23 protein-coding genes and 2 riboswitches are annotated in these 25,051 nt (G+C 41.1%); of the genes, 9 read left to right on the plus strand and 14 right to left on the minus strand.

The genetic code is table 11. The annotated features are described in order from the left end of the window. From ABC361_RS16330 to ABC361_RS16355, 6 genes are read right to left on the minus strand one after another with little or no spacing between them, the layout of a single operon-like run. Entirely contained in the window at window positions 1–927 is a 927-nt protein-coding gene (locus ABC361_RS16330) for a S66 peptidase family protein (protein ID WP_413074914.1), read from the minus strand. Window positions 928–979: 52 nt separating this feature from the next. After that, window positions 980–2,614: a peptide ABC transporter substrate-binding protein gene (locus tag ABC361_RS16335; RefSeq protein WP_413074915.1), complete on the minus strand. Its 1,635-nt coding sequence runs from the start codon at window positions 2,612–2,614 to the stop codon at window positions 980–982. Between the two features lie 17 nt (window positions 2,615–2,631). Continuing rightward, window positions 2,632–3,627 (minus strand): ABC transporter ATP-binding protein, encoded by a 996-nt coding sequence (locus tag ABC361_RS16340; RefSeq protein WP_413074916.1) that lies wholly within the window; start codon window positions 3,625–3,627, stop codon window positions 2,632–2,634. Between the two features lies 1 nt (window position 3,628). Continuing rightward, entirely contained in the window at window positions 3,629–4,570 is a 942-nt protein-coding gene (locus ABC361_RS16345; RefSeq protein WP_413074917.1) for an ABC transporter permease, read from the minus strand. Beyond that, window positions 4,570–5,493, minus strand: a complete 924-nt coding sequence (locus ABC361_RS16350) for an ABC transporter permease (protein ID WP_413074918.1) — start codon at window positions 5,491–5,493, stop codon at window positions 4,570–4,572. The genes ABC361_RS16345 and ABC361_RS16350 overlap by 1 nt, the downstream gene beginning before the upstream one ends. 15 nt (window positions 5,494–5,508) lie before the next feature. After that, window positions 5,509–6,327, minus strand: coding sequence for a M55 family metallopeptidase (locus ABC361_RS16355; RefSeq protein WP_413074919.1), 819 nt, complete (start codon window positions 6,325–6,327; stop codon window positions 5,509–5,511). A gap of 215 nt (window positions 6,328–6,542) precedes the next feature. Between ABC361_RS16355 and rarD the strand changes: the two genes are divergently transcribed. Both rarD and ABC361_RS16365 read left to right on the plus strand, forming a co-directional pair. After that, window positions 6,543–7,457 carry an EamA family transporter RarD gene (rarD, locus tag ABC361_RS16360; protein ID WP_413074920.1) on the plus strand — a complete coding sequence of 305 codons (915 nt, stop codon included), beginning with the start codon at window positions 6,543–6,545 and terminating at the stop codon, window positions 7,455–7,457. Window positions 7,458–7,510: 53 nt separating this feature from the next. Continuing rightward, on the plus strand, window positions 7,511–8,563 hold the full coding sequence (locus ABC361_RS16365; protein ID WP_413074921.1) for a lactonase family protein: 1,053 nt from the start codon (window positions 7,511–7,513) through the stop codon (window positions 8,561–8,563). Between the two features lie 48 nt (window positions 8,564–8,611). Here ABC361_RS16365 and ald read toward each other — a convergent pair whose 3' ends face one another. From ald to ABC361_RS16390, 5 genes are all read right to left on the minus strand, one after another. Then, the gene (gene ald, locus ABC361_RS16370) at window positions 8,612–9,733 is read right to left on the minus strand and encodes an alanine dehydrogenase (RefSeq protein WP_413074922.1); all 1,122 of its coding nucleotides are present in this window, start codon (window positions 9,731–9,733) and stop codon (window positions 8,612–8,614) included. A gap of 378 nt (window positions 9,734–10,111) precedes the next feature. After that, complete coding sequence (locus ABC361_RS16375; RefSeq protein WP_413074923.1) at window positions 10,112–11,266, minus strand: PucR family transcriptional regulator; 1,155 nt, start codon at window positions 11,264–11,266, stop codon at window positions 10,112–10,114. Window positions 11,267–11,336: 70 nt separating this feature from the next. Next, entirely contained in the window at window positions 11,337–12,758 is a 1,422-nt protein-coding gene (locus ABC361_RS16380) for a cryptochrome/photolyase family protein (protein WP_413074924.1), read from the minus strand. A 63-nt stretch (window positions 12,759–12,821) separates the two neighbouring features. Next, the gene (locus ABC361_RS16385) at window positions 12,822–13,649 is read right to left on the minus strand and encodes a sulfurtransferase (protein WP_413074925.1); all 828 of its coding nucleotides are present in this window, start codon (window positions 13,647–13,649) and stop codon (window positions 12,822–12,824) included. 91 nt (window positions 13,650–13,740) lie between these two features. Continuing rightward, window positions 13,741–14,697 (minus strand): ABC transporter substrate-binding protein, encoded by a 957-nt coding sequence (locus ABC361_RS16390; RefSeq protein ID WP_413074926.1) that lies wholly within the window; start codon window positions 14,695–14,697, stop codon window positions 13,741–13,743. A gap of 167 nt (window positions 14,698–14,864) precedes the next feature. On the opposite strand from ABC361_RS16390, the gene ABC361_RS16395 reads away from it, so the two are divergent. The 3 genes from ABC361_RS16395 to ABC361_RS16405 all read left to right on the plus strand — a co-directional run bounded on the left by ABC361_RS16395 (window position 14,865) and on the right by ABC361_RS16405 (window position 18,333). Further along, window positions 14,865–16,196, plus strand: a complete 1,332-nt coding sequence (locus tag ABC361_RS16395; protein ID WP_413074927.1) for an APC family permease — start codon at window positions 14,865–14,867, stop codon at window positions 16,194–16,196. A 105-nt stretch (window positions 16,197–16,301) separates the two neighbouring features. Beyond that, entirely contained in the window at window positions 16,302–16,937 is a 636-nt protein-coding gene (locus tag ABC361_RS16400) for a M15 family metallopeptidase (RefSeq protein ID WP_413074928.1), read from the plus strand. Between the two features lie 130 nt (window positions 16,938–17,067). Continuing rightward, window positions 17,068–18,333, plus strand: a complete 1,266-nt coding sequence (locus ABC361_RS16405) for a helix-turn-helix domain-containing protein (protein ID WP_413074929.1) — start codon at window positions 17,068–17,070, stop codon at window positions 18,331–18,333. Window positions 18,334–18,466: 133 nt separating this feature from the next. Here the strand turns inward: ABC361_RS16405 and ABC361_RS16410 are convergent, their stop codons facing one another. Further along, complete coding sequence (locus ABC361_RS16410) at window positions 18,467–19,603, minus strand: S8 family peptidase (protein WP_413074930.1); 1,137 nt, start codon at window positions 19,601–19,603, stop codon at window positions 18,467–18,469. Between the two features lie 195 nt (window positions 19,604–19,798). On the opposite strand from ABC361_RS16410, the gene ABC361_RS16415 reads away from it, so the two are divergent. Continuing rightward, window positions 19,799–19,948: a hypothetical protein gene (locus ABC361_RS16415; RefSeq protein ID WP_413074931.1), complete on the plus strand. Its 150-nt coding sequence runs from the start codon at window positions 19,799–19,801 to the stop codon at window positions 19,946–19,948. Window positions 19,949–20,002: 54 nt separating this feature from the next. Here ABC361_RS16415 and hflX read toward each other — a convergent pair whose 3' ends face one another. After that, window positions 20,003–21,265: a GTPase HflX gene (hflX, locus tag ABC361_RS16420; RefSeq protein WP_413074932.1), complete on the minus strand. Its 1,263-nt coding sequence runs from the start codon at window positions 21,263–21,265 to the stop codon at window positions 20,003–20,005. A 222-nt stretch (window positions 21,266–21,487) separates the two neighbouring features. Then, complete coding sequence (locus tag ABC361_RS16425; RefSeq protein WP_413074933.1) at window positions 21,488–22,384, minus strand: alpha/beta fold hydrolase; 897 nt, start codon at window positions 22,382–22,384, stop codon at window positions 21,488–21,490. Between the two features lie 135 nt (window positions 22,385–22,519). After that, window positions 22,520–22,688, plus strand: a riboswitch (yybP-ykoY riboswitch). A gap of 43 nt (window positions 22,689–22,731) precedes the next feature. Here ABC361_RS16425 and ABC361_RS16430 point away from each other — a divergent pair. From ABC361_RS16430 to ABC361_RS16440, 3 genes are all read left to right on the plus strand, one after another. Then, complete coding sequence (locus ABC361_RS16430; protein WP_413074934.1) at window positions 22,732–23,544, plus strand: TerC family protein; 813 nt, start codon at window positions 22,732–22,734, stop codon at window positions 23,542–23,544. A gap of 86 nt (window positions 23,545–23,630) precedes the next feature. Then, a riboswitch (TPP riboswitch) is annotated at window positions 23,631–23,730 on the plus strand. Window positions 23,731–23,788: 58 nt separating this feature from the next. Continuing rightward, window positions 23,789–24,475: a thiaminase II gene (gene tenA / locus ABC361_RS16435; RefSeq protein ID WP_413074935.1), complete on the plus strand. Its 687-nt coding sequence runs from the start codon at window positions 23,789–23,791 to the stop codon at window positions 24,473–24,475. Continuing rightward, complete coding sequence (locus ABC361_RS16440; protein WP_413074936.1) at window positions 24,472–25,044, plus strand: hypothetical protein; 573 nt, start codon at window positions 24,472–24,474, stop codon at window positions 25,042–25,044. Before tenA ends, ABC361_RS16440 begins: the two co-directional genes overlap by 4 nt. The last annotated feature ends 7 nt before the right edge of the window (window positions 25,045–25,051 follow it).

Raw genomic sequence — 25,051 nt, forward strand, 5'->3', positions numbered from 1 at the left:
TCACTCCCTCGTTCCCGCTTCAATTGTTAACGTTTTTTTGTGTGTATCAAGAGTTGCTAAAGCCCCGTAAGGTACAGAATAAACCGGCATGCAATGACCGATTGGAAATCCTCTTATGCACGGTTTTCCGCTTCGATTTAAATAGTGATCGAATACATCTTCTAAACGAAGAGACCGATGTCGCTTTTTCGGTGTACATTGATTAAAATCACCGATTACAAAACCAATTGCATCATCAAGTATACCTGCGAGTCTTAGCTGATTTAACATGCGATCAATCCGGTACGGCTCCTCTTCAATTTCTTCAAGAAACAAAAGAGCACCTTTCGCATTTATTTCGTAAGGGCTCCCAATTAAACTGGATAACAACGTAAGATTGCCTCCAATAAGAGGTCCTTTCACGTAGCCACCTTGCAGACTCGTTACTGGTTGATCTTGTTCCTCCAACGTAAGAGCTGTAGGGGACATAACTTGTTTTAATCCTGCCATTGTTAAGGGGTCAACTTCATTTGCTAAATCAGAGCTCATCATCGGTCCGTGAAAGGTTACGAGTCCTGTCTGCTGGTAAATCGCCGTATGCAGACACGTGATGTCGCTATAGCCCCAAAAGATTTTTGGGTTTTCCTTAATAATGTCGTAACAAATTTGGTCGACTATTCGTGGCGTTCCGTAGCCACCGCACGCGCAAAAAATTCCTTTCACCTCATCATTTAAAAACATATCTTCTAACGCCTTAACACGTTGGGAATCTTCTGCACTTAAATACCCAAAACCATCTGTTAAATGTTCAGATAGGAGTACTTGTAACCCCATCTCTTCATAAATTTTCATAGCCTTCTCAATATTTGCTTGAAGCGGTTTACTAGCTGGCGCGATTACTCCAATTGTATCGCCTTTTTGTAATGCCTTAGGATAAATGGTCTTCATGTCACCCTCCAAATGGAAAAAGGGAGAGAGCTAGAACTTCTCCCCTAATAATTTATTCGTTTAAATCTGCCCACTTTAGCTCTGTATACCCAACTGGGTGGCGAACAATGCCTGAAACGGCTTCATTTTCCAATACTGGCTGGTTATAAAAATACAGTGGAAAGAACGGCATTTCTTCTAATACTAAAGCTTCCGCTTCGTGCATAAGTTCAAATCTCCGCTCCTCATCTCCTTCAGCTTTAGAATCAGCAATTAATTGGTCATACTCTTCGTTTGACCATGCTGTTCGATTCATGGAGCTATCTGTCACAAAGCTTTCTAAAAAGTTAATAGGATCAGCATAGTCTGCCACGAAAGAGGAACGAGACATTTGCATTTCTAACCCACGTTGACGATCTAAAAATACACTCGCCTCTACTACTTCAAGATCTACATCAACCTCAAGATTTTCGGCGTACATCTGCTGTAAGCTTTCTGCAATCCGCTCATGTTCAGGAGGTCCAGAACTATACGAAATTGTAATAGACGGAAGCTCATCATACCCTTCTTCTTCCATTCCTTCAGCAAGGAGCTGCTGTGCCTCTTCTACATCGTATGCAAATAAGTCACCGCCTACCTCTCTAAAATCTTCACCAGAAGGTTCCGGAAATCCATAGGACACAAAGCCATTTGCAACATTTTGATTTTGACGAATCACGCTATCCACGATCGTTTGTCGGTCAACAGATTTAGCAAATGCTTGACGAATTTTTTTATTTTGAAAAGGTTCTTCTGTCGTTAAGAACCGATAAAAATAGGTTCCTGCTTGGTCATATAAATCCACTTCTCCACTAGCAATTAACTCTTCCGCCAAATCCGCTGGAGGCGTTGTTGAATGAAGTCCGCCCTGCTCAAATAAACTGTAGGCAGTATTTTGATCTTCTACCATGAGCCAAGTCGCTCCATCAAGGGCAACAGAATCCGCATCCCAGTATTCTTCATTACGTGTCATTCGTAGTTCGGTATTATGATCCCAGCCAGTCAATTCGAATGGTCCATTGCTAATGTACGTATCTGCTTCTTGATGCCATGCATCATTTTCCTCTACAGTGGCTTTATGAACGGGAAAGAATGAAGGATTGGTTACCAAGTTTAAGAAGTATTGTTGCGGACTATTGAGAACCACTTCTAACGTTTTTTCATCAACAGCCGTCACCATCACGTCATCTTCAGAGCCTTCGCCTTCATAAAATTCATTTGCGCCATCAATCAAGTTTGCTAAAAAAGCAGCTGGCGAGCCTGTATCTGGATTAACAAGTCGTTTCCAGGCATACTCAAAATCTTCAGCTGTCACTGGATCTCCATTCGACCAGTTTGCATTTTCTCGAAGGTAAAACGTGTAGGTTAACCCATCCTCTGATACCTCGTACCGCTCTGCCACTGCCTCTTCAGGCTGATGATCTGCATTTAGTCGCATTAATCCTTCCATAATATTATTTAATGGTGCACTCGAAACCGTTTCGAACGCAATTTGTGGATCTAAGCTAACAGGCTCAGCACCATTATTCACAATAAGTACTTTATCGCCGGTTTCGTTTTCTTCGGTTCCCTCGTTCTCGTTTGGTTCGTTATCATTTGACGTACCCGTTGTACAAGCACTTAGCATCATCGTGGCTGCAACAGTTCCTAAAAACCATTTCTTTTTCATTTTGTTTCCCCCTTTTTTTATGCTAATTCTTTAAATACTTGCTTTGACCTTTCATCAAGCAACCAACATGCCGCTTGATGAGTCTCGGACACTTTTGTCATCTCAGGCATGTGATGACGACAAACATCCATCGCGTAGTGACAACGAGCCGCAAACGGACAGCCTGTTGGTGGTGAAAACAAATCTGGTGGTGTCCCAGAAATTGGCACAAGTTCCTCTTTTGCATCGTCTAATCGAGGAATAGAGCGTAACAACCCTTTTGTGTAAGGATGAGCGGACTGATAAAAAAGCCCCCGGCGATCGCTTAATTCAATTACTTTTCCTGCATACATCACGTGAACTCGATCCGCTAATTGAGCGACAACCCCAAGATCATGGGTAATCAAGATGATGGCAACGCCTGTTTTACGTTGAATCTCTTTAAAGAGCGATAAGATTTGCGCTTGAATCGTGACATCTAGTGCTGTGGTTGGCTCATCAGCAATCAAAATGTCCGGTTCACAAATGAGCGCCATTGCAATCATAAGACGCTGACGCATACCGCCACTAAATTCATGTGGATATTGCTTTAAGCGATCTTCTCCATTGGAAATGCCGACGATTGTCAACATTTCCAACGCCTTTGCTTTCGCTGCTGATGCAGAGATGGACGTGTGCTTGCGAATGCCTTCTGTTAGCTGAGTTCCGATGCTAAGCGTGGGGTTTAAAGACGTCATCGGATCTTGGAAAATCATCGAAATATCATTTCCTTGAATCCGTCTCATTCTTTTATCTGACAACGTAAGCAAATTCGTTCCATTGAACCAAACTTCGCCTTGCTTCACTTTAGAAATTCCTTTTGGGAGCAGACGCATGATGCTTTGTGCCGTTACGCTTTTTCCACAACCACTTTCCCCAACAATGGCAAGGGTTTCTCCTTTTTCAAGCTTTAAGTTCACACCTCGAACAGCTTGGACTTCTCCACCATACGTTTTAAAATTTATATGTAAATCTTTTATTTCCAAAAGCGACATGTTAGTTCCCCCTCGTCTTCGGATCAATGGCGTCTTGTAGGCCATCACCAAATACGTTAAACGCATACATCGTTAGCGAGATAAAAAATGCAGGAAAGAATAAACGCCACCAGTTCCCTGTTAAGATGGAAGAAAGTCCGTCCTCCGCAAGCGATCCCCATGAAGCATAAGGTGCGGAGATGCCTAAGCCAAGAAAACTTAAAAATGCTTCTGCAAAGATAGCTGTAGGTACCGTTAGCGTCATTTGAATAATGATGGGTCCCATTGTATTTGGGAGTAGGCTTTTTCGAATAATATGACTTGTGCTCGCCCCAAAAACTTTAGAAGCAAGCACGTACTCATTTTGTTTTAACGAGAGCACTTGCCCTCGAACAATTCGTGCCATGCCAACCCAACCGGTAATTGTTAAAGCAATGATGATCGTCAGCAAGCCTGGACCCATAATAACCATAAGGAGGATGACAACAAGTAAGTATGGAAGACCGTATAAAATCTCGACAATCCTCATCATAAACGAATCGGTTTTTCCACCTTTATAGCCAGAAACCCCACCGTAAATAATGCCGACAATACAATCGATTAACGCCGCTACTAATCCAACGAATAGAGAAATGCGCGCACCATACCAGGTTCTTGCAAACATATCTCGTCCTAGAGCGTCTGTGCCAAACCAATATTCACTCGATGGAGGTTGATTGACCATCGTATAATTGGGTGACGCGATTGAGTGTGGTGAGATCCACGGTCCAATAATCGCCATAATGGTTAAACCAATCATTGTAACCAAACCAAACATAGCAAGCTTATTTTGTTTTAGTCGCATCCAAACCGAGCGCCAATAAGAAAGAGACGGTCTTGATACCTGCTCAGCATTTAGCTGTTCTGTATTCCGTTGAAATAATTCGTCTTTCACTGATTGACCATTCGAATCGAGCAAAGCCATTATTTTGCCTCCTTCTTGTCGAGGCGAATTCTTGGATCGAGGAAGCCATAGATAATATCAACAATTAGCAGCATAACGAGCAAGATCGCACTGTAAAAAATGGTTGTACCCATAATGACGGCGTAATCTCGATTGTTAATACCTTCAACGAAATAACGACCAATTCCAGGAATGGCAAAAATCTTTTCAATCACAAAACTTCCTGTTAAAACCCCAGCAACGAGCGTCCCCATAATCGTGACAACTGGCATTAGTCCATTTCTTAACGCATGTTTTGTCACGACAACAAAAGGTGAAAGGCCTTTCGCTTGAGCCGTTCTTATGTAGTCTTGAGTGAGCACATCCACCATTGTCGAGCGGGTTAAACGTGCTATGATTGCCATCGGTGATGTTGCTAAAGCAAAAACAGGTAAAATCATATGTGTCCAATCGTGCCACAATGCAACGGGTAAGTAGTCTTTAAAAGACTGAATAAGCAATGCTGCTAAAATGAAATTTGGTACGGACAACCCTAAAACCGCTAATGTCATTAATAGATAATCAATCATGCCATTTCTCCTTAAAGCAGCAAGTACGCCTAAGGTCACACCTGAAATGAGAGCAAACCCTAACGCGTATAAGCCTAGTTCAAGTGAAACGGGAAATCCTCTTGAAATTAAATCGTTAACGGATACAGCTGGTTGAGAGATCGATGGACCAAAATCAAACTGGATAATTGAGCCTAAATAATCAATGTATTGCAGGAGAACTGGACGATCTAATCCATAGTACGCTTCAAGATTTGCTTGAACTGCTTCACTTGTATTGTGCTCGCCATTTAATGGTGAACCAGGCACACTATGCATCAGAAAAAATGTCGCCGTAATAATAATCCATAGCGTCATAATCATCGCTAAAAACCGACGACTGACATATTTAAGCATGAATATCGCCTCTCTTTAACAAAACGTCGTCTGCATGGCAAGCTCCGTCATCACCAGCATTGCTTGATATGCCTCTTTTACGTCTTTCGCTTTAAACCCTACCGTTGTTCCAGTTTCAATAAATGCGCCTGGCATAAGCGCTGCCCACTCAGCTTGACCATAGTTTGCAAATTCAATATGGAAGGTCGGCGCTCCTTTTAGTTTCAACGGAGAGGCTGTCGGTGTTTGTAACGCTAAATGCGTTTTTTCCTGAAGCAGCTTTTGACTTTCACTCGGTGATAAACATAAAGCGGAAGATCGAGACTGAGCTACTTTAACCGAAGCTGTCACAACTCCTGGAAGAAGGGCTTCCGCCTCTTTGCAAGCGCCTTCATCACCAGCTACAAAGGCAACCGGCACATCATAATAGCCGGCAAGAAACGCATTTAATCCTAATTCACCGATTAATACACCATCTAACCACATATTGCGAACACCAAAAATCATCGTATGACTCATAACACCCGGCATAGAGGCTCGAGCATGGTAACCGATGAAGAAGACACTTTGAAAAGTACCGTCCAAGCCTTGCATCATCGAATATGGCTTAACTTCGCCAGAGATAAGTTGGATCTCATCATGTAAAGCTTCAATAAGTAAATTATTCATTTTTCCATGTGAATCGTTTGCAATAAAGCTCTTACAACCATGTTTAAATGCGGCTTCTGCAACATGATTGACTTCTTGTGTCATTAACGTTTGTCCCCTTGGGTAAAAACGTTCGCCAGGCGTAACAAACTGACGATCGACTAAACCGGTAATGCCCTCCATATCAACGGATGCATAAATCTTCATCTTCTTTACGCTCCTTTACAAATCATGATGTCTCTTTACTTATTCGTAACGGTCGCCGGTTTTCCTGCCGAAAAGAAGAAGTGAATCATAAAAATTGTCAACTTTCCTTACATTCTGTCTTTTTTAAATCGTTTTTGGAGTTAAAGTCGGATTCGTTTTCTATTTAGGCTAAATCGTCTAAAATAAAGCTATTATTATGAATTGGAGAATGATTTATGCAAAATGAGCAAAATTTTCGCACTGGTGTTACAACAACGCTTATATCTTATTTAATTTGGGGCTTGCTTCCACTCTATTGGGCATTGCTCTCGTTTATTCCCGCTTTAGATGTATTAATGTATCGAATTTTATTCGCTTTCCTTTTTATGATCGCACTCCTCGTTTTCGCAAAAAAGAAAACCTTATACATACGCGAAATTAAAACGGTTTTTAGTCAGTCGAAACAGCTAATTCCAATGATTTTCGCAGCAGTGTTTATTAGTATAAACTGGTTTTTATTTATTTTTGCAGTGAGCAGCAATATGGTACTAGAAGCAAGTCTAGCTTATTATATTAACCCTCTTCTTAATGTCGTATTGGCAACCGTGATCATTAAAGAAAAGCTAAGTACAGCTGAGAAGTTTGCTGTATCCGCCGCAGGTATTGGCGTGCTCATCTTAATTCTATTTAACGGTACCATTCCTTGGGCAGCTTTTGGGATGGCGTTAAGTTTTTGTTTTTACGGCTTTATAAAGAGGTCCGTGTCCATATCTGCTACTGCAGGTCTTTTTATTGAAACATTATTAGTTACACCGATTGCGCTCCTTTATTTATTTCTGTTTACATCTTATGCTTTCAGTGAATTTACAAGTTCAACACTGCTTTTACTTGCAGGTGCAGGGATTTTTACAGCGGTACCTCTGATGTTATTTTCCTACGGCGCCAAACATATTCCGTTTTCGTTAGTTGGCTTTCTACAGTATATCGCGCCAACTTCTATGCTAATTCTCGGCATATTCGTGTTTGAAGAACCATTTTCATATGTCCAATTTCTCGCTTTTTTCTTTATTTGGATTGGACTTATCACGTTTACTTCCTCAAAATTTTCACAACGTAAAAAATCGAAACACGCACGATTACATGAACGATGACGACGTTTCATGTATACTAGCAGTGACAAACGAATGGAAAGGAATGATAAAACGTGACAACCTATCGTGGCTATATCGGTACTTATTCAAAAGGAGATAGCAAAGGCGTCTACACATTTACTTTAGATACCGAAGCGAAGAACCTGCAACATTTGGACGTAGCGGCAGAATTAAAAGATCCGACATTTATAGCGGTTACGAAAACAAATAAACTTTATGCTGTAATGAAAGAGGGATCAGAAGGCGGTATTCACGCGTTTGACCTAGATGCTAAGAGCGGAGCGCTCACACCGTTAAACAAAAACATTACGTCAGATGGTGGCCCTTGTCATGTAGCCGTTCGTTCAGACAACTTGAACGCCTTGTCCGCAAACTACCATAGCGGCTCCATTCTCTCTTATCAGCTAAAAGAAGATGGGTCAGTAGGCGAGATTCTTTCTAGCGTAACCCATGAGGGAAGCGGACCAAATAAAGACCGCCAAGAAAAAGCACATGCTCACTTTTCAGGATTCACGCCAGACGAACAGTTTGCTGTGGCTGTTGACTTAGGAACAGACGAAGTGGTTCTTTATAAACACGAGGAAGGACAGTTAGAGCGTCACTTTACATTAAACGTTGCGCCAGGAGCAGGCCCTAGACACATTGCTTTTCACCCTCACGAAGCGTACGCCTATATTATGACAGAGCTTTCAAATGAAGTAATTGTGTGCGAATACAATGCGTCTCTTGGTGAACTCTGTGAAATTCAAACTATTTCTACGCTACCAGAAGGCTTTGTCGAGGAAAGCTATGGCAGCGCGATTCACCTTTCACGTGACGGGAAATTCGTATACGTAGCCAATCGCGGTCATAACTCAATTGCAAGTTTTGCTGTGAACGAATTATCTGGCGAGCTAACACTAGTTGAGATTATCAGTACGGAAGGAAACTGGCCTCGTGATTTTCAACTTGATCCGTCCGGCAACTTTTTAGTTGCATCCAACCAAGAGTCTGGCAACATGACATTGTATGAGCGCAACCAAACTTCAGGACATTTGACCTTATTGGAAAAAGACATTCCTGTGCCTTATCCGGTATGCGTAGTCTTCGTACAAGAATCCATTTAATAAAGAATACAGAAAAGCGCTGAGATAAGTTCTTCAGCGCTTCTTTTTCTATATGAGCAATAAGCTTTCTTCGGTAGGTTTGTACTCAAACGCTAAATCTCGAGCAACCGCTTCGTACGTTACAAAGCCAGCAGCTGTATTTAATCCTTTTGCTAAAGCTGGATTTCTACTTAGCGCCTGCTTGATCCCTTGATCTGCAATCTGCTTCGCATACGGAATGGTTACATTTGTTAAAGCAATCGTTGACGTTCGAGGCACCGCACCTGGCATATTCGCCACAGCATAATGAATAATGCCGTGTTTCACATAGGTCGGTTGATCGTGTGTTGTCACTTGGTCAGCTGTCTCAATAATTCCTCCTTGATCCACCGCAACATCAACTACTACGCTTCCTTCTTTCATCGCTTTGATCATTTCTTCCGTAACAAGTTTTGGCGCTTTCGCTCCTGGTATGAGAACAGCTCCAATGACAAGGTCCGCCTCCTCTACTGCAACAGCAATATTGAGCGGGTTCGACATCATCGTCTGGATATCGTTGCCGAACTGATCATCAAGCTGACGCAAACGCTCTGCACTTACATCTAGCAACGTAACTTGAGCCCCTAAACCGATCGCCATTTTTGCTGCGTTCGTCCCAACGACTCCGCCACCGACAATCGCTACTTTTGCTCTTTTCACTCCGGGTACACCAGATAAAAGAATCCCTTTTCCTCCATTTGTTTTCTCTAAAAAGCGAGCGCCCATCTGTGTAGCCATTCTCCCCGCAACTTCACTCATTGGTGTTAAGAGAGGGAGGGTGCCCCATTGTTCCACCGTTTCATAAGCAACCGCTGTGACTTTCTTAGTAATGAGCGCTTCCGTTAAAGAACGCTCTGCTGCTAAATGTAAATACGTAAATAGGATCAACCCTTCACGAAAATAAGCAAACTCAGGCTTTAACGGCTCCTTCACTTTCATAATCATATCCGCATTCGTCCATACATCAATTGCTTTCGCTTCCAATCGTGCACCAGCTTGCTGATATTCTTCATCTGTAAACCCACTACCGTCTCCCGCACCAGATTCAACGATGACAGAATGACCACTTACCGTTAACGTCATGACCCCAGCAGGTGTAATCGCGACACGATTTTCATAGCTTTTTATCTCTTTCGGAACACCAATTATCATGATTCCTAACCTCCTACGACCGATTCTATTTGTAGTATATCCACAAACAACCCGTTTCTCTTCATCCTAGTTAGCTAAAAATTCCCCTATTCATTTGTGCAAATAACACAAATGATTCGATAATTTAGCCAGTTTCACAACTCGAAGTTGATGTAAAAAAGACATACGATCTATTTAATATGGCGAACGCTTTCAGTCACGGTGTCTTCTTTGCCTCGGGCACGGCCTCAGCCGCAAAAAATGCTTCAATATCTTCGGACACGTGCTGTTCCCGCAGGAGTCGTCGCCATTTATTAAGTCGACTGTTACAGACGATATTGCTGAAATCATTCATAAAAATGACGATTACTACCTATTATGAAATTCATTCAATTCTTCTTACTCTCCATGATTTCGCAAGTCTAAATATAACCCAATGCGCTCATTTGGCTTTTTCAAATCAAGATTCGTTAATTCAGAGATTCTCTTCATCCGATACTGTAGAGAGTTTGAGTGAATGTGAAGTGCTTTTGCTGTCATTGAGAGATGCCCATCTTTCTTTAAAAATTCATCTAACGTTTTTAACAAATAGGTTTGATTTTGTTCATCATACTTCTCCAATACATGTAAAGCAGGGTGCTTGCTCATGACGTACGCTTTTTCCTCGTAAGGGACAATATACCGCATTGCTCCTGCTTGATAATAAAACAACTCTTTACTCAATTCATTTTTGAAACGTTTTTTTAGTGCGAGCATCATTTTTGCTTGTTCATACGATTTTGCCATGCTTTCGAATTGCGTAAATGGATTCCCACATGCAACTGGAATCTCGTTATGTAAAGATTGATGTACCTTCCCAACTGGTTCCGCTACAGTTGAATGAACAAAAATAGCAATGAAATAACGTCCATCGAACATGTATATCGAACTGAAAGACTGAATCAATTGCTCTACTTTCATAAGATTTTCTGCAAAATTCTGTAAATCAACCATAAGAATACATTTCTCTGTATTTGGACTTAACCATGATGCTGGCAAATCCGCAGTCGTAAAGGTATTCGTAATGATTTTCCACAGCTTCTCTTCTTTTGTCGGCGCTAAATGCTCGCGGTCGTATAAAGAGAAATAACCACTTGCTTTAACAGCGACTTTTTTTAGCCATTGTTGCTCAAATACCGTTAATGAACGAATCGTTTCTGAAACCCATATATAGCCGATCACACCATTCGCCCCATCCCGGATTGATAGGGCGACACGCCGGCCAAGTCCAAATTCTTCAATCCCGGCAATAACGAGCGGTTCTGGTGATTGATTTAATGCTGTCATAATTCCATCTTTCCAAAAACGATGAATCAGTTTATCAGGAACTTTTCTGCCAATAATGGTCGAGACCCGAGCGGAATCGGTTCCTTCACCATGTTCCGAATACGCCAATAGGTGGTGATGTTTGTTTTCAATTGTAATGGGGCAAGCCAGGAGTTTTCCTAAACTTTCAGCGAATGAATCTAAATGGCTATAGGTCTGATTTAGAAATTGTTTATATGCATCGGACATAGCTAACCCTACTTTCTCTTTAGTTCCTTCTCCTAAGTATAGCAAACTCCCGTCTTCCTTTCGCCACGATTTATGAACCACCAAACGCTTCCAATGCTCGTTGACGTGCACGCTGATGATTCACAATAGGTGCAGGATAGTGGTTAGAACCGTACTCTTTTTGCTTATCCTTATCCATTTCATGCGGCGTATGAATCCAATTTGTAGGTACATCTTTCAACTCTTCAACGTGTGAGCGAATAAAACGACCATGAGGATCGAACCGCTCTGCCTGGCGATATGGGTTAAAAATCCGAAAATACGGAACCGCATCCGTTCCAGTTGAAGCCGCCCATTGCCAGCCACCAATGTTCGATGCTGGATCATAGTCAATAAGCCGTTCCGCAAAATAGTGTTCGCCTAAACGCCAATCGATTAGCAAATGCTTTGTTAAAAACGATGCCACCACCATTCTTAAACGATTGTGCATCCACCCCGTTGTGTTAAGTTGACGCATAGCGGCATCTACTAGTGGGTAGCCTGTTTTTCCTTCTTTCCATGCTTGCAAATGTTCTTCATCCGTTCGCCATTTAATGCCTTGGTACTGCTCTTTAATTTCTTTATCGTGACTACTAGGGTAGTGGGCATAGATCATATTATAAAAATCGCGCCACGCTAACTCTTGGATAAAGGTCTCCGCGCCTGCATCGTTATGCATTTGGTCTCTTTTTTCCTGCACGGCATGAAAAACTGTTCGTATGGATAATGAACCAGTCCTTAGAAATTTCGACAACTGGCTTGTTCCATCGTACTCAGGAAAATCTCTTTCTTTTTCATACGATTCAATACGATCTTCTAAAAATGTTGCTAAATAATCATGGGCTGCTTTTTCACCAGCCTCGTCTTTCCATTTTCCTGTTTTCTGCTGCATGATTCGTTTATACGCTTCATCACCAGCTTGGTGTACGCTGCTCTGTTGGGCACTTCGTTTTGTTAATACTGCTTCATCAATGGACCATGACTCAGGTTTACCTAATTGCCTCCATTTCTTATAATACGGCGTAAATACTTTATAGTGCTCTCCATCATCCTTTAACAGCTCATACGCGCCATGTAAGTGATGATCAATGAAGGAATATGTCTGAATGCTCGCTTGCTCAGCCCATGATTCAAATGCGTCATCACGGGTTTTGCCAAAGCCTGTTTCGTCTTTATTAAAATAAATGCCCTTTACGTTATCTATAGAAGAAAGAAGTTGACCAAAACTCTCCTCTAGCTCACCATATAAAAACACGACCTGGAACTTTATGCGATTCGTGTGGTCGACAAACGCTTTTAATGTTTCATAAAAGTAATCATGCCGAACGGTGAACGAATCCGTGAGTGCTGGATGAATATGAAAGACTCCTAAAATCGTATCATCTGCTTGATCTGCATTTTCAATTGCCTTTGCCAATGCTTGATGATCGCTCAAGCGTAAATCTCTTCGAAACCACACAATGTGAACAGCCATGTTATTCGCTCCTCTAATACGTAATAAAAAAGCGCATTGCTTTTTTTGCAACACGCTTCTCTCCTATTCCCCTTTTTCTGTCGGATAATCATGGGTAATCCAATCACTCCAAGAACCTGGATACAATTTTACATCTTTAAAACCAGCCTGCTTTAATCCTGCAAAAAGAGGGCAAGCCGAAATCCCGGAACCACAGTAGACAATCACTTCGTCTTCCTTGGAACCTATTGATTCAAACATCTCTGCTAGTTCATGTTGATCTTTCCACAGTCCATTATCTTGCAGCACATGCTTCCAGAAAAAACTCGTGGCACCAGGAATATGCCCTGCTTTTGCATCTAGTTCTTCGTTTTCACCAAGAAATCGATCATACGACCTTGCATCGAGTAGCGGTTTGCCATGATCTCGTTGATGCACGTCTTCATGCGTGACGAGCATATTCCTTTTTAACTGTGGATGAAATGTCGTTGGTGCCAGATTCTGTTGGGTAGCAGTTGTTTCATAGCCGCGTTTTTTCCATTGTTGCAAGCCTCCATCTAAAAGGTAGACGGATTCATTTCCGATGTACGTAAGCATCCACCATGCTCTGCCTGCAGCCATCCCCCCGCTTCCTTCATCATAAATCACGACGACACTGTTTTCATTGATCCCCTTATTTCCCGCCATTTCCGCAATTTGTTCTGGGTGCGGCATCGGATAACGTCCCCCTTGCTTTAAAGAGCGGTCTGCAAGGTCATTGGTCATATCAACAAAAATTGCGTTGGGAATATGACTTTCTTCATATTGACGTTTACCTTTTTGTTCATCTTTTAAATCATGCCGTGCATCTACTAAAACGAACTCTTTCTTTTCATCTAACCACTTTTTAAGCATATCAACGGATACAATCATTTTCCTTCCTCCTTAACGTTTAGTATTGCACGTAAAAAACTTGCCACTTTCACCGGATTCTTGATGAGAGTAGCAAGTTTCGAGTCAATCCTTAGTTGTTTAGTAAGAAAGTAGAAATTTCATCAAGATGTTGTTCTACTGAAATGGGATCGTTAAAGTAATAGCCAATCGGGTCCATTTCAAACACTCGCTCATTTTCTACCGCATCAAGTCCTTCCCAGATTGAGCTTTCATACAGGAAGTTTCCATCTAGGTTCACAGTCCAAGGTGCTGTTAAGATATAATCTCCAGCATGCTCAGGAACCGCTTCTAATGAAAGATTGTTAAAGCCATCTGTTCCAACGGATTCAACCGCTGCTTCTGGCATATTTAGTTCGAATTCCTCGTACATAATTTCGCCACCACGGCCCCAGCCGCTTCCATATAAATAAACATCGCTATCGGTTGGCTGTAGGATTGAAATCGTGTCTTCGCCCACTGCTTCTTGTACTTCTGGTTTTAACGCTTCTACTTGCTCATCCCAACTATCGATCCAGCTTTGTGCTGCATCTTCTCTTCCGAACATTTCACCAAATTCCATTAACTGCTCTTTATATCCTAATGATGCATAATCAACCGCTACAGTTGTGGCAACACTTTCTAGTTGATCAAGGATTTCAGAAGAGCCGTAAGCAATAATTAAATCAGGATCAAGCTCAACAATTTGCTCGATAGAAACAGAACTTGCGTCACCTAGATTTTCAATACCGTCTGTGTACTCTTCTAGAAAAGGACTTTCAAACACATAGTCAGTCGTTGCTGCTACATCAATTCCTAATTCTTGTAAGTAACCGAAATATACATCTGCTAATAATACAACACGCTCAGGATTAGCAGGAACTTCCTGCATGCCATTCATCGCCTCATATGAAATGGTTTCTTCCGTTGTTTCTCCATTATCATCTGCTGGTTCTGATCCAGTATTATCCTGTTCCCCATCGCCACAAGCAGCTAACGCCATCGTACTAAACGCGACCGCACCGAGCGACCATTTATTAAACCAACTCATTTGTTTATCCCTCTCTTTATTGATAAAGATTTTCAATTACATTCAAATTATAGTATGAATAGACAGAATGCGCAAATTATATCGATAGAAAGTCCTCGTTTTTGTCCTTTTTTTAAACTACATATTGCGACAGGTTTCTGAAAACATTAAAATAAAATCTATATTTTATGGGGGTGGTTCACTTGGAGAAAGAACATGAAACAAAACTGAAACGTACGCTTACGCTGGTACCGCTTTTAGTCATTGGCTTAGCCTATATGGACCCGTTAGTCGTTTTTGATACGTATGGCATTGTCGCTCAATTAACAGAGGGACATGTCGCAACAGCTTATTTATTTACCATCGCCGCACTTCTCTTAACAGCCTATAGCTACGGCAGGATGGTACAGGCTTTTCCAAAAGCGGGGTCAGCGTATACGTACGCACAAAAAAGCATTCATCCTAACGTCGGGTTTGCAGCTGGCTGGACGCTCTTGCTCGATTATTTATTCTTACCGATGGTTAACTTTGCCATTGGCATGGTTTATTTACAAGCCGCTTTTCCACAAATCCCTGCCTTTATTTGGGTTGTACTTTTAGCTACAGCGATTACCACAATTAATATTCTTGGCATTCGCCTCACCGCAAACGTTACAGGACTTTTTGTCGCGTTTCAAATTCTCGTTGCTGGCATATTTGTATTCTTTATTGTCCGCGGTCTAAATAATGGGTTCGGGACTGGTGAACTATTATCCATGATGCCCTTTTACAGTACTTCACTAGAAATGACGACCATTTTCACTGGCGCAGCCATACTCTGCTTTTCTTTTCTCGGATTTGATGCGATATCAACCCTTTCTGAAGAAACGAAAAACCCAAAAAGAACGGTACCACTTGCGATTATTTTGGTTGTGTTGATCGGTGGAGCACTGTTTGTTGGAATCTCCTATCTGATGCAGCTCGTTTATCCACATTACGACACATTTATGTCGGCGGAAGCCGCATCATTAGAAATTGCCCATTACGTTGGCGGTGCATTTCTTTATTCCTTGTTCCTTGCCGGAACGATGGTAGCTGTTGTGTCATCGTCCATGTCTTCTCATGCAAGTGCATCTCGACTGTTATTTGCAATGGGGAGAGACCAAACATTACCAAAGCGTTTTTTCGGTTATTTACATCCAAAATTCAAAACACCTGTTTTTAATATTGTTCTTATTGGTGTCCTATCGTTAACAGCCATTTTCGGTGAACTAGAAATCATCTATTCCTTTATAAGTTTTGGTGCTCTAATTGGCTTTACAAGCGTGAATGCTTCCGTAATTGCTCATTATTTCGTTCGACAAAAACAACGTTCTTTAAAAGGAATTATATTAAATTTATTGATTCCGCTCCTAGGTGCCCTATTTTGTTTGTCCTTATTGTACTCCATTGAAACAAATGCACTTATTATTGGCGTTAGCTGGATGGTACTTGGTCTTCTTTATTTCATTCTTCGCAGGAAAAAATTTGCAGCTACTTAATAATTGAAATCATAAGTCAGAACAAGTAAGATGTAGACGAATGAAAAACGATGAATTACGATAAAATTCTACACCTTTGTCGTATCATGATTAAGGGAGGTTTATGTGCGACAATTCAAGAAATCATTCTTACTTATTTTTGCTTGTCTCCTTACGATTGGTTTCATTATTTCCTATTATGCCTTAATGAACGATCGATTCTTTTTTACAATTGATCATGCTGAAGGGACATTGGCAGATAAATTTGTTTTTCAGGAGCCAGAAGTTCCCATTGAAGAAGTGATCTACGCAGAAGAACTTCACCCAATAGTCGCAGATAAAACCGAAACGTTAATAAAACAAGCCGCGGACAATGGTATAGATATCATTATTACAGATGGATTTCGGAGTTTTGAAGAACAGGATGAGCTTTATCAACAAGGTCGATCCACAAGCGGGAAAATCGTCACCAATGTTTCAGGAGGCGAATCTTTTCATAATTTTGGCTTGGCTGTTGATTATGCGTTGTTAAATAGCGATGGTCAACCGATTTGGGATACCGAGTATGATGGCAATCAAAATGGCGAGTCCGATTGGTTTGAAGTTGCAGATATGGCAAAAGACCTAGGATTTGTGTGGGGTGGAGATTGGAACCATTTTGTCGATTATCCTCATCTAGAAATGACGTTTGGGTATTCCATACGGGACATTCATCGCGCACTTGAACAAGTAGAACATCAAAACGAAGCGACTACGCAATAAAGCCTATTGTAGTCGCTTTTTTTATATTTACACGGCCATTTTCATCGTTCTTGCAGGAAATTAAAGAAAAAGCGAGAATTCATTTTAAAGGAAAGTATGTAATGATTGATATATTATAAGAAGTGGGTTGATGACCGTGGAACTAGGTAGAACAATAAAGTACTACCGGATTAAACATAACATGACACAAGCCGAACTTGCTGATGGTATATGTTCTATTCCACATTTAAGTAAAATCGAAAATTCCATATATAATGCCAATTTCGGGACTGCAGCACTACTTTTAGAAAGACTTGGAATTAATATTGAGGAAGAATATGCCCAGCATACGGAGATTAAACAAACGCTTGATTCATTTATTGAAGCCATTCAGTTCGCAGATGAAGAAAAAGCAATTGAACATTATGAATTGCTGTTAGATAAAGAAACGGTTATCCCGAGAACAAATTACAGAAATACGTATCACTTATATATGATGCGCTACCACCTTATGAACGGGAATCTGAATCTCGCTTTTAAGGATTGGAGCATTGTCGATAAAAATCGAAGTAACCTCGACACGATTGAAGAGCGCTTCGCCGAATTGTTCTATGGGATTTACCTTGTGGAGATTGGTCGGCTAAAAGAAGCCAAACAATTGCTTTTACGACTACAAAATGAAGAGTACGCTGCGAATTTTCTATTTGTTCGCGAAGTTGCGTTTATTATGTCACATTGCTACACACAATTAAATGAACCAGAAAAAGCCATTATTTATGCAAAAGAAGCCCTTTATATTTTTAAACAAGAAGATAATTACTTACGCATCGCTCAATCACAAATGCTTCTAGGCATTAATTATACCCAGCTCAACATGCTTGAAGAATCGTTTCGAGTATTTAAGGTTCTTTTACGAAACACACGCTTAATTGGTCACAAACCCTTATTCTTTCAAGCGACGTTTAATTTCGGCATTCTATTAAAAAAACAAGCTCAATACGAACAAAGCCATGAATGTTTTCAGCAATGTACAGACTACTATAAAGTCGGTAGTAAAAACTACCTGTATACCCGTTTAGCCAATGTTGATGTTTTGTTCTCAATGAATGCGGAAACAACGTTTATTCGCGACATATTAGATGAGATTATCGAACTTAGTTTGCATCATGCTTATGAACGAATTGAACTTCAAGCACGCTATTTTCTCTATCGTCTTGATTCTTCAGATCAGCTTTATCATTTTCTAGAAAATGAGCTCCTGCCTCATTTTGAGCAATTAGAAGATGCTTCTGAATTTATCCCCTATGCACAGGAGCTCGCTAGGTGGTATCAACAAAATGGACAATACGAGAAAGCGAATGAATATTTACAGAAATACATTACTAAACCACAAAAACGAGATTTATCAATGGTTTAGAAGAATAACCTAACCAATAAACCGAAAAAACATCTCCTCGATTACGTTCATCAAAGGAGATGTTTTTTTAACGCTTATGTTTTCAAAAAAAAACTCCTGATGCAGACGAATCCACAAAAGGAGTTTTTTACAATTAACGAGTTGCAGCCTCAGCGTTTACAAGACCACTACCAAATTGATTTGTGTTTCCTAAGCTTGTTGCTGTGTTTTTAAGATGGTTACGGATTTGAACATTAGACCATGAAGGGTTCTTTTGTTTCACTAATGCAGCAACACCTGAAACGTGAGGTGTAGCCATAGACGTGCCGTTAAAGCTTGAGTAGCCGTTACCAGGAACTGTACTCTGAACGCCCACACCAGGAGCAACAATATCAAGCCCTGCGCCGTATTGAGAGAAGCTTGCACGGTTATTGTTTTGATCCGTTGCCCCTACTGCCATTGCATTTGCATAACGAGCTGGGAATCCAACATTTGCGGCACCAGAGTTACCAGAAGCAGCAACGACTAATACACCGCTTGCTGTTGCTTGATTAACCGCTTGTTCCATCGTTGCACTACCTGAACTACTACCTAAGCTCATGTTGGCAACGTGCATGCCGTTATTTGCAGCCCACTGTAACCCTTGAGCAATGCCACTAATCGAACCTGAACCATTTGCGCCTAATACTTTAACTCCGTATAAATCAACGTTTGGTGCCACACCAAGTACACCAATTGAGTTGTTCAACGCAGCAATTGTACCAGCAACATGTGTACCGTGACCATTTCCATCACTAATGTTTGGCTCTCCTGGAACGAAGCTTGCTCCACCGCGGATTCTTAAATCAGAGTGATTTGAAATCCCAGTATCCAATACAGCTACTCGGACGCCTGTACCAGTGAAACCTCTACTTTGTGCTACAGGAGCTTGTACACGATTAATGCCCCAAGGCACCGTCTGCATTGTTGTCATTTCCGCATCTTCTTCAATATAAGAGATGGCTGGATCGAGTTCTAATGCATCCACGTCGTTAGGATCGAGTTCAACAGATAAAACAGGGATAAAATCAAATTCATGAAGGAGATCAATTTCTACATCTTCTGATTGTGCAGAGATGGAAACCTCATCGCCATCAATTTGATCAACAAATTGTGACATCGCTTCTTCTTCGTTGAAGCCAATGAGGTATTTTTCCTTTGCTTCTTCTGCCGCTTGAGCGATTGATGAACTAAATGCTACAGATATGATTAGAGCTGTTCCGGCTACAATTTTCCCCATTTTCTTATTCAATTCGTTTTCCCTCCTCAAAATGTTCCAACCTGCGCAGCTGGTAATTTAAAATTAGCAAATATCTGAACTTTTTTGTATTGGGAAACCGAAATCTCCATTGGGAAAATTCTGTTAATTTCTTGTTAACATTTCCTTAAAAGTTACGGTTAAAACAGATAACTATTGTCAATAATGACTAAAAAAGGAGGCGTTTTCATGGAAACACTTGCTCCATTTAAAGGAGACCACAAACCTAATAAACCCCTTATTAATAAACGATTATCTCGTCATATCCTTACGTATAGTCACTGGTATGAACAGTCAACCATTGAGAAAGCTAAGGCCGATTTGCGAGATTCCATTTAAGGATTAAACTTTCCAATTCAGCGAAAAAGAGACCAACTATGGTCTCTTTTATCGTTACTGCTTATATGCTGACAATGTCGCACTATGCTTTTCATGCATAAACGTTGTCACATGCCATCCAGTTTCATTTTCCGTTTGATTAAGAACGTGCGTATGCTCATTCACATATGCAAATGCTTTACTTTCATCAAAGGGGATGAAAAGTTCTTCTTGTACAAAATGCTGAAATACCCGGGTTTGAATGGTTTCAATTAATTCATTTACCCCGGTACCTTCTTTAGCAGATATAAACCGTTCATCCTTTTTCGTTGCCCAGCCAGTATTGGTGGCACGATCGATTTTGTTAAAGACGGTCACAGAAGGTTGATCAATCTCTAGCTCTTTTAATGTGTTTTCCGTTGTTTTCATCATTTGTTTATAAGAATCACTCGAATAATCAACAACGTGAAGAAGCAAATCAGCTTCTCTCGCTTCCTCTAACGTTGAGCGAAACGCTTTAACTAAATGAGTGGGTAATTTAGAAACAAAGCCAACCGTATCAGCAAGTAAGAACGGTAGATTTTTCTTATATTCAACACGTCTTACAGATGTGTCAAGTGTAGCAAACAGCATATCTTTCTCAAAAACGTGCTTGTCATTTTTGTCCGATACGATTGCATTCAACAAAGAAGATTTCCCGGCGTTGGTATAGCCTACTAATGCTACAACAGGAATGCCTTCATTTTTACGCTTTTGTCGTTGCGTCTGTCGACGATCAACAATCATTTCAAGATCTTTCTCTAACGCGCTTATACGACTTTCAATCTTTCTTCGATCAAGCTCGAGCTTCGTTTCACCAGCCCCACGGTTTGCTAAGCCAGATCCACTTCCCCCTTGTCTACTTAATGATGCGCGCATGCCTACAAGCCGAGGCAACAAGTATTTAAGTCGTGCAATTTCAACTTGGAGCTGTGCTTCATTCGTTTTTGCCCGCTCGCCAAATATATCTAATATGAGCATTGTTCGGTCATAAACTGTCACTTCAAGCTCTTTCTCTAAGTTTCGAATTTGCGAAGGAGAAAGCTCATCATTAAAAATGACTAAGTTTACGTCACATGTTTCGACCAATCTCGAAAGTTCATTAACTTTCCCACTCCCAATATACGTTGTTTGCTTGGGCGTACGAAGTTTCTGCGACAATGAAGCAACCGGATTTAAATCGAGCGCTTTCGCCAAATTTTCAAGCTCTTCCATCCCATATTGAAAATGTTCATCTTCTTGCCGTTCTACACCAACGACAATGATATCTTGAATTGTTCTTGTATTTGTTTCAATCATAAGTGTTAAAAGACCTCCATCATTTTGTGATACACAAAAAGCACACACGCCTCAGCCTGTGGATAAACGAAGGACATTTAACTACCATCGTCTACAGGTGATGCATCTTGCATTTAATCATTCTTTCTCGAGATCGGAACGTGAATCATCTGAACGATCCCTCCTTTTACCTGAATAAACGTATCGTACCACTAGAAAGAGAGCAATGTAAATCTCGGTTGCCTAGTCGCTCAGAACTTGCTCCGATTGAGACTCGTTTTTGCTTAGACTCTTTACTATTAGATGATTAATGATGCTAGGATATTCATGGTGAACCCAGTGCGTCGCATCTCCAATATAAATAAGCTCACCTTGTGTACATCGTTTCAAGCTTTCTTTCGCCAGTGTCTTAGATAAGAATGGGTCATTCAGCCCCCAAAGGATCGTAGTAGGCACGTCAATCTTAAAGTCAAGAGCCTTCCATCCGTGACGAAAATCAATTCGTACTGCTCGATACCAATTTAACATCGCTTTGATCGCCCCTGGCTGTAACCAAGCTGTTCGGTAATGCTCTAATTCCTCTTTGTCAAATGCACCATGACGACCTGTCCACTCTAACCCTTTCGCCATATACTTAAAGGCATCTGCCTTTAATACCTTTTCCGGCACATAAGGTAATTGAAAAAACACCATATAGAGACTTCGAACCAACTGAGTCGGATTTTTCAGCATTCCTTTTGGCATGTCAGCAGGATGAGGAATATTTACTGGAATGAGTTTCTTCACACGATTTGGTCTTGTTGCAGCTAAATGCCAGGCCACCGCACCGCCCCAATCATGCCCAATGACAATCGCACGCTCTCTTTTAAAAAAGTCAATCATCGCTTCACAGTCATCGCGCAGTTCATCAAGTGTATACGATTCAATCGCCTGAGGTTTATCGCTTTCGTTATAGCCTCTTTGATCGGGTACAACAACATAATAACCATTCTCGGCAAGCTCAGTAATTTGATGCCTAAATCCATACCAAAACTCTGGAAAACCATGTAACATTAAAACGAGTTCGCCTTCTTTCGGTCCTGCACAAACAGCATGAAAATGATAGCCATTTGCTTCAATCATACGATGTTCAAGTCGCACCTTACACCACATCCTTTTCGTCATTATTCATCTCTACCCGAATTAGAAACGCATTATGCTCGCCCGTTTCATTATTTTGAAATTTTTCTTGACGGATCTTTCGTCTTCACATATACTATTTTTAACAATCACATACATTCCTTCAAAGGGGAGTAGCTGCAAGTTTCTATAACTTGAACCAAAGTCGTCATTACGTGGAGAAATTCCACCGGCTTTGTTTGGCATGATATACATAATGTCTAGCAAGACCTTTGCCTCGTTCGTACAAGGCAGGGGTCTTTTTGTATTCATAAAAAACCTGTTTTTGTCGAACCTAAGGGGTGCAAACAAAGAGAGGCGTGTTGACTATGGATGCAGCTTTATTGTTAGAGTATAGCTGGGTATTACTTGTTCTTATTGCTTTAGAAGGGATTCTTGCTGCAGATAATGCACTCGTTTTAGCTATTATGGTGAAACACTTGCCCGATGAACAACGTAAACGAGCGTTGTTTTACGGCTTAGCTGGTGCATTCGTTTTCCGATTAGCTTCGTTATTTGTCATTTCGTTCTTAGTAGATGTTTGGCAAGTTCAAGCACTTGGTGCCGCATACTTATTATTTATTGCCTTAAATCATTTGTTCCGAAAACATATTGTCAAAAAACAGGAGCAAGCCGCTGGGATAACCAAAGTGAAAAAAGGCAGTGGGTTCTGGACAACGGTATTTAAAGTTGAAATTGCTGACATTGCATTCGCAGTTGATTCAATCTTAGCTGCTGTCGCGCTTGCAACTGCACTAACACCTACAGGACTTGGAACCGTTGGAAGCATGGATGTCGGACAGTTTGTCGTTGTTTTCTTAGGCGGATTTATCGGTCTTCTAATCATGCGTTTCGCTGCTTCAAAATTTGTTGTGCTTTTACAAAAACGACCTGGACTCGAAACAGCTGCTTTCATTATCGTCGGCTGGGTAGGCGTAAAGCTCGCTGTGCAAGTTCTGGCTCATGATGCAATAGGTGTCATTCCGCATGAATTTCCACACTCAACAGGTTGGAAACTATTCTTCTACAGTGTACTTGTCTTAATTGTGCTTGGCGGATGGTTCTTATCTAAAAAACCAAGCGAGGGAGAAGAAACGAAAACGGAAATCGAAAAACGAGCAGAAAAACAAGTCGAAGGTTAACCAATACGTTTGAAGCATGGTTTAAGCGCCATGCTTTTTTTACGTAAAAAGAATTGAATAATCTGTCAATGTATGGTTCACTAATAAAGAACCACTAGGGGCGTCTTATGACTGAGAAAAGCTTAGCTTTGACCCTTTGAACCTGATCTGGTTAATACCAGCGTAGGGAAGTGGAGCTGCAGCGCTATTTGCTGACACTCCTTTAGGGTCCTCCCTTTGTGAACAAAAAAGGAGGTCATTTTTTATGCGTTTTAGTAACGAGTTAAGACAGAAAGCAAACCCCGTATTTGAAGCAATTCTTCAGCATCCATTTGTTCAAGGCATCGGGAAAGGTACGTTAGAGCCTGAAGCTTTAATCCACTACGTCAAACAAGATTTTGAGTACTTAAACACGTTTATGCAAATTTATGGATTAGCGATTAACAAAAGCACATCAAGAGACGATATTGCCATGTTTAATGAGCAAATTTCGTTTATTCTCCACAGCGAAATTCACCCGCACAATAATTTTTGCCGAGTCGCAGGAGTCTCTTATGACGATTTGCACCACGAACCATTAGCACCAACTGCCCATCATTACACAAGGCATATGCTTGATGTTGCTCAAAAAGGATCGTTGGCAGATGTTCTAGCTGTGTTACTTCCTTGCCCATGGACTTATCAAGTGATTGGCGATTATTTATACGAAACCTTCCAACCTACAGAAGACCATCCGTTTTTCGAATGGATCTCTTTCTATCGTTCCGGTGGCGAGATGAGCGTTACAACCGTTTTTTGTAACCGCCTCGATGAACTCGCAAAGGATACGACAGCAGCTCAAAAACAGGACATGCTTGATCATTTTTTGAAAAGCTGTCAATTAGAATACGCCTTTTGGGAAATGGCGTACACGAAAGAATCATGGCCTGTGTCGCTTGAGGCTGTTACATGACGCACGTATGGTATGCAAGCTATGGATCGAACATGCTTGAAGAGCGTTTTCTTTGTTATATTCAAGGTGGGCGACCTAATGGCTCATTAAAAATAGAACGAGGAGCTCGGGATCGTACCCCTCCTCTTTGCTCGACCCCGTTTCGGTTACCCTATGATCTCTATTTTGCAAAGGAGCAAACAAAATGGGGGCTTGGAGGAGTCGCTTTTATTCGGAATAAGGTCAATCCACACACGCACACGTATTCGAAAGCTTACCTTATTACAACCGAGCAATTTATCGATGTTGTAAAACAAGAAAATCAGCTCGATGTTCTTTCAATCGATTTTGACGAATTATACAAAAAAGGTTCACTCACACTAGCAGACGGTTGGTATAACAAACTGGTTGTAGCTGGCTTTATGAACGATCTACCCGTTTTAACATTTACCTCCGATCAGGATTGGCCGCAAAGTCAGGAAACCAAGCCTGCTTCATCATATGAACAAACCCTTTTAAAAGGATTACTCCAGCTAGACGTAACAAAAGAAGAGGCAGTCTCGTATTTAACTTCTCATTATCCACAATGAAAAAAAC

Source organism: Shouchella phoenicis, assembly GCF_047238345.1.
GTDB lineage: Bacteria > Bacillota > Bacilli > Bacillales > Bacillaceae_D > Shouchella.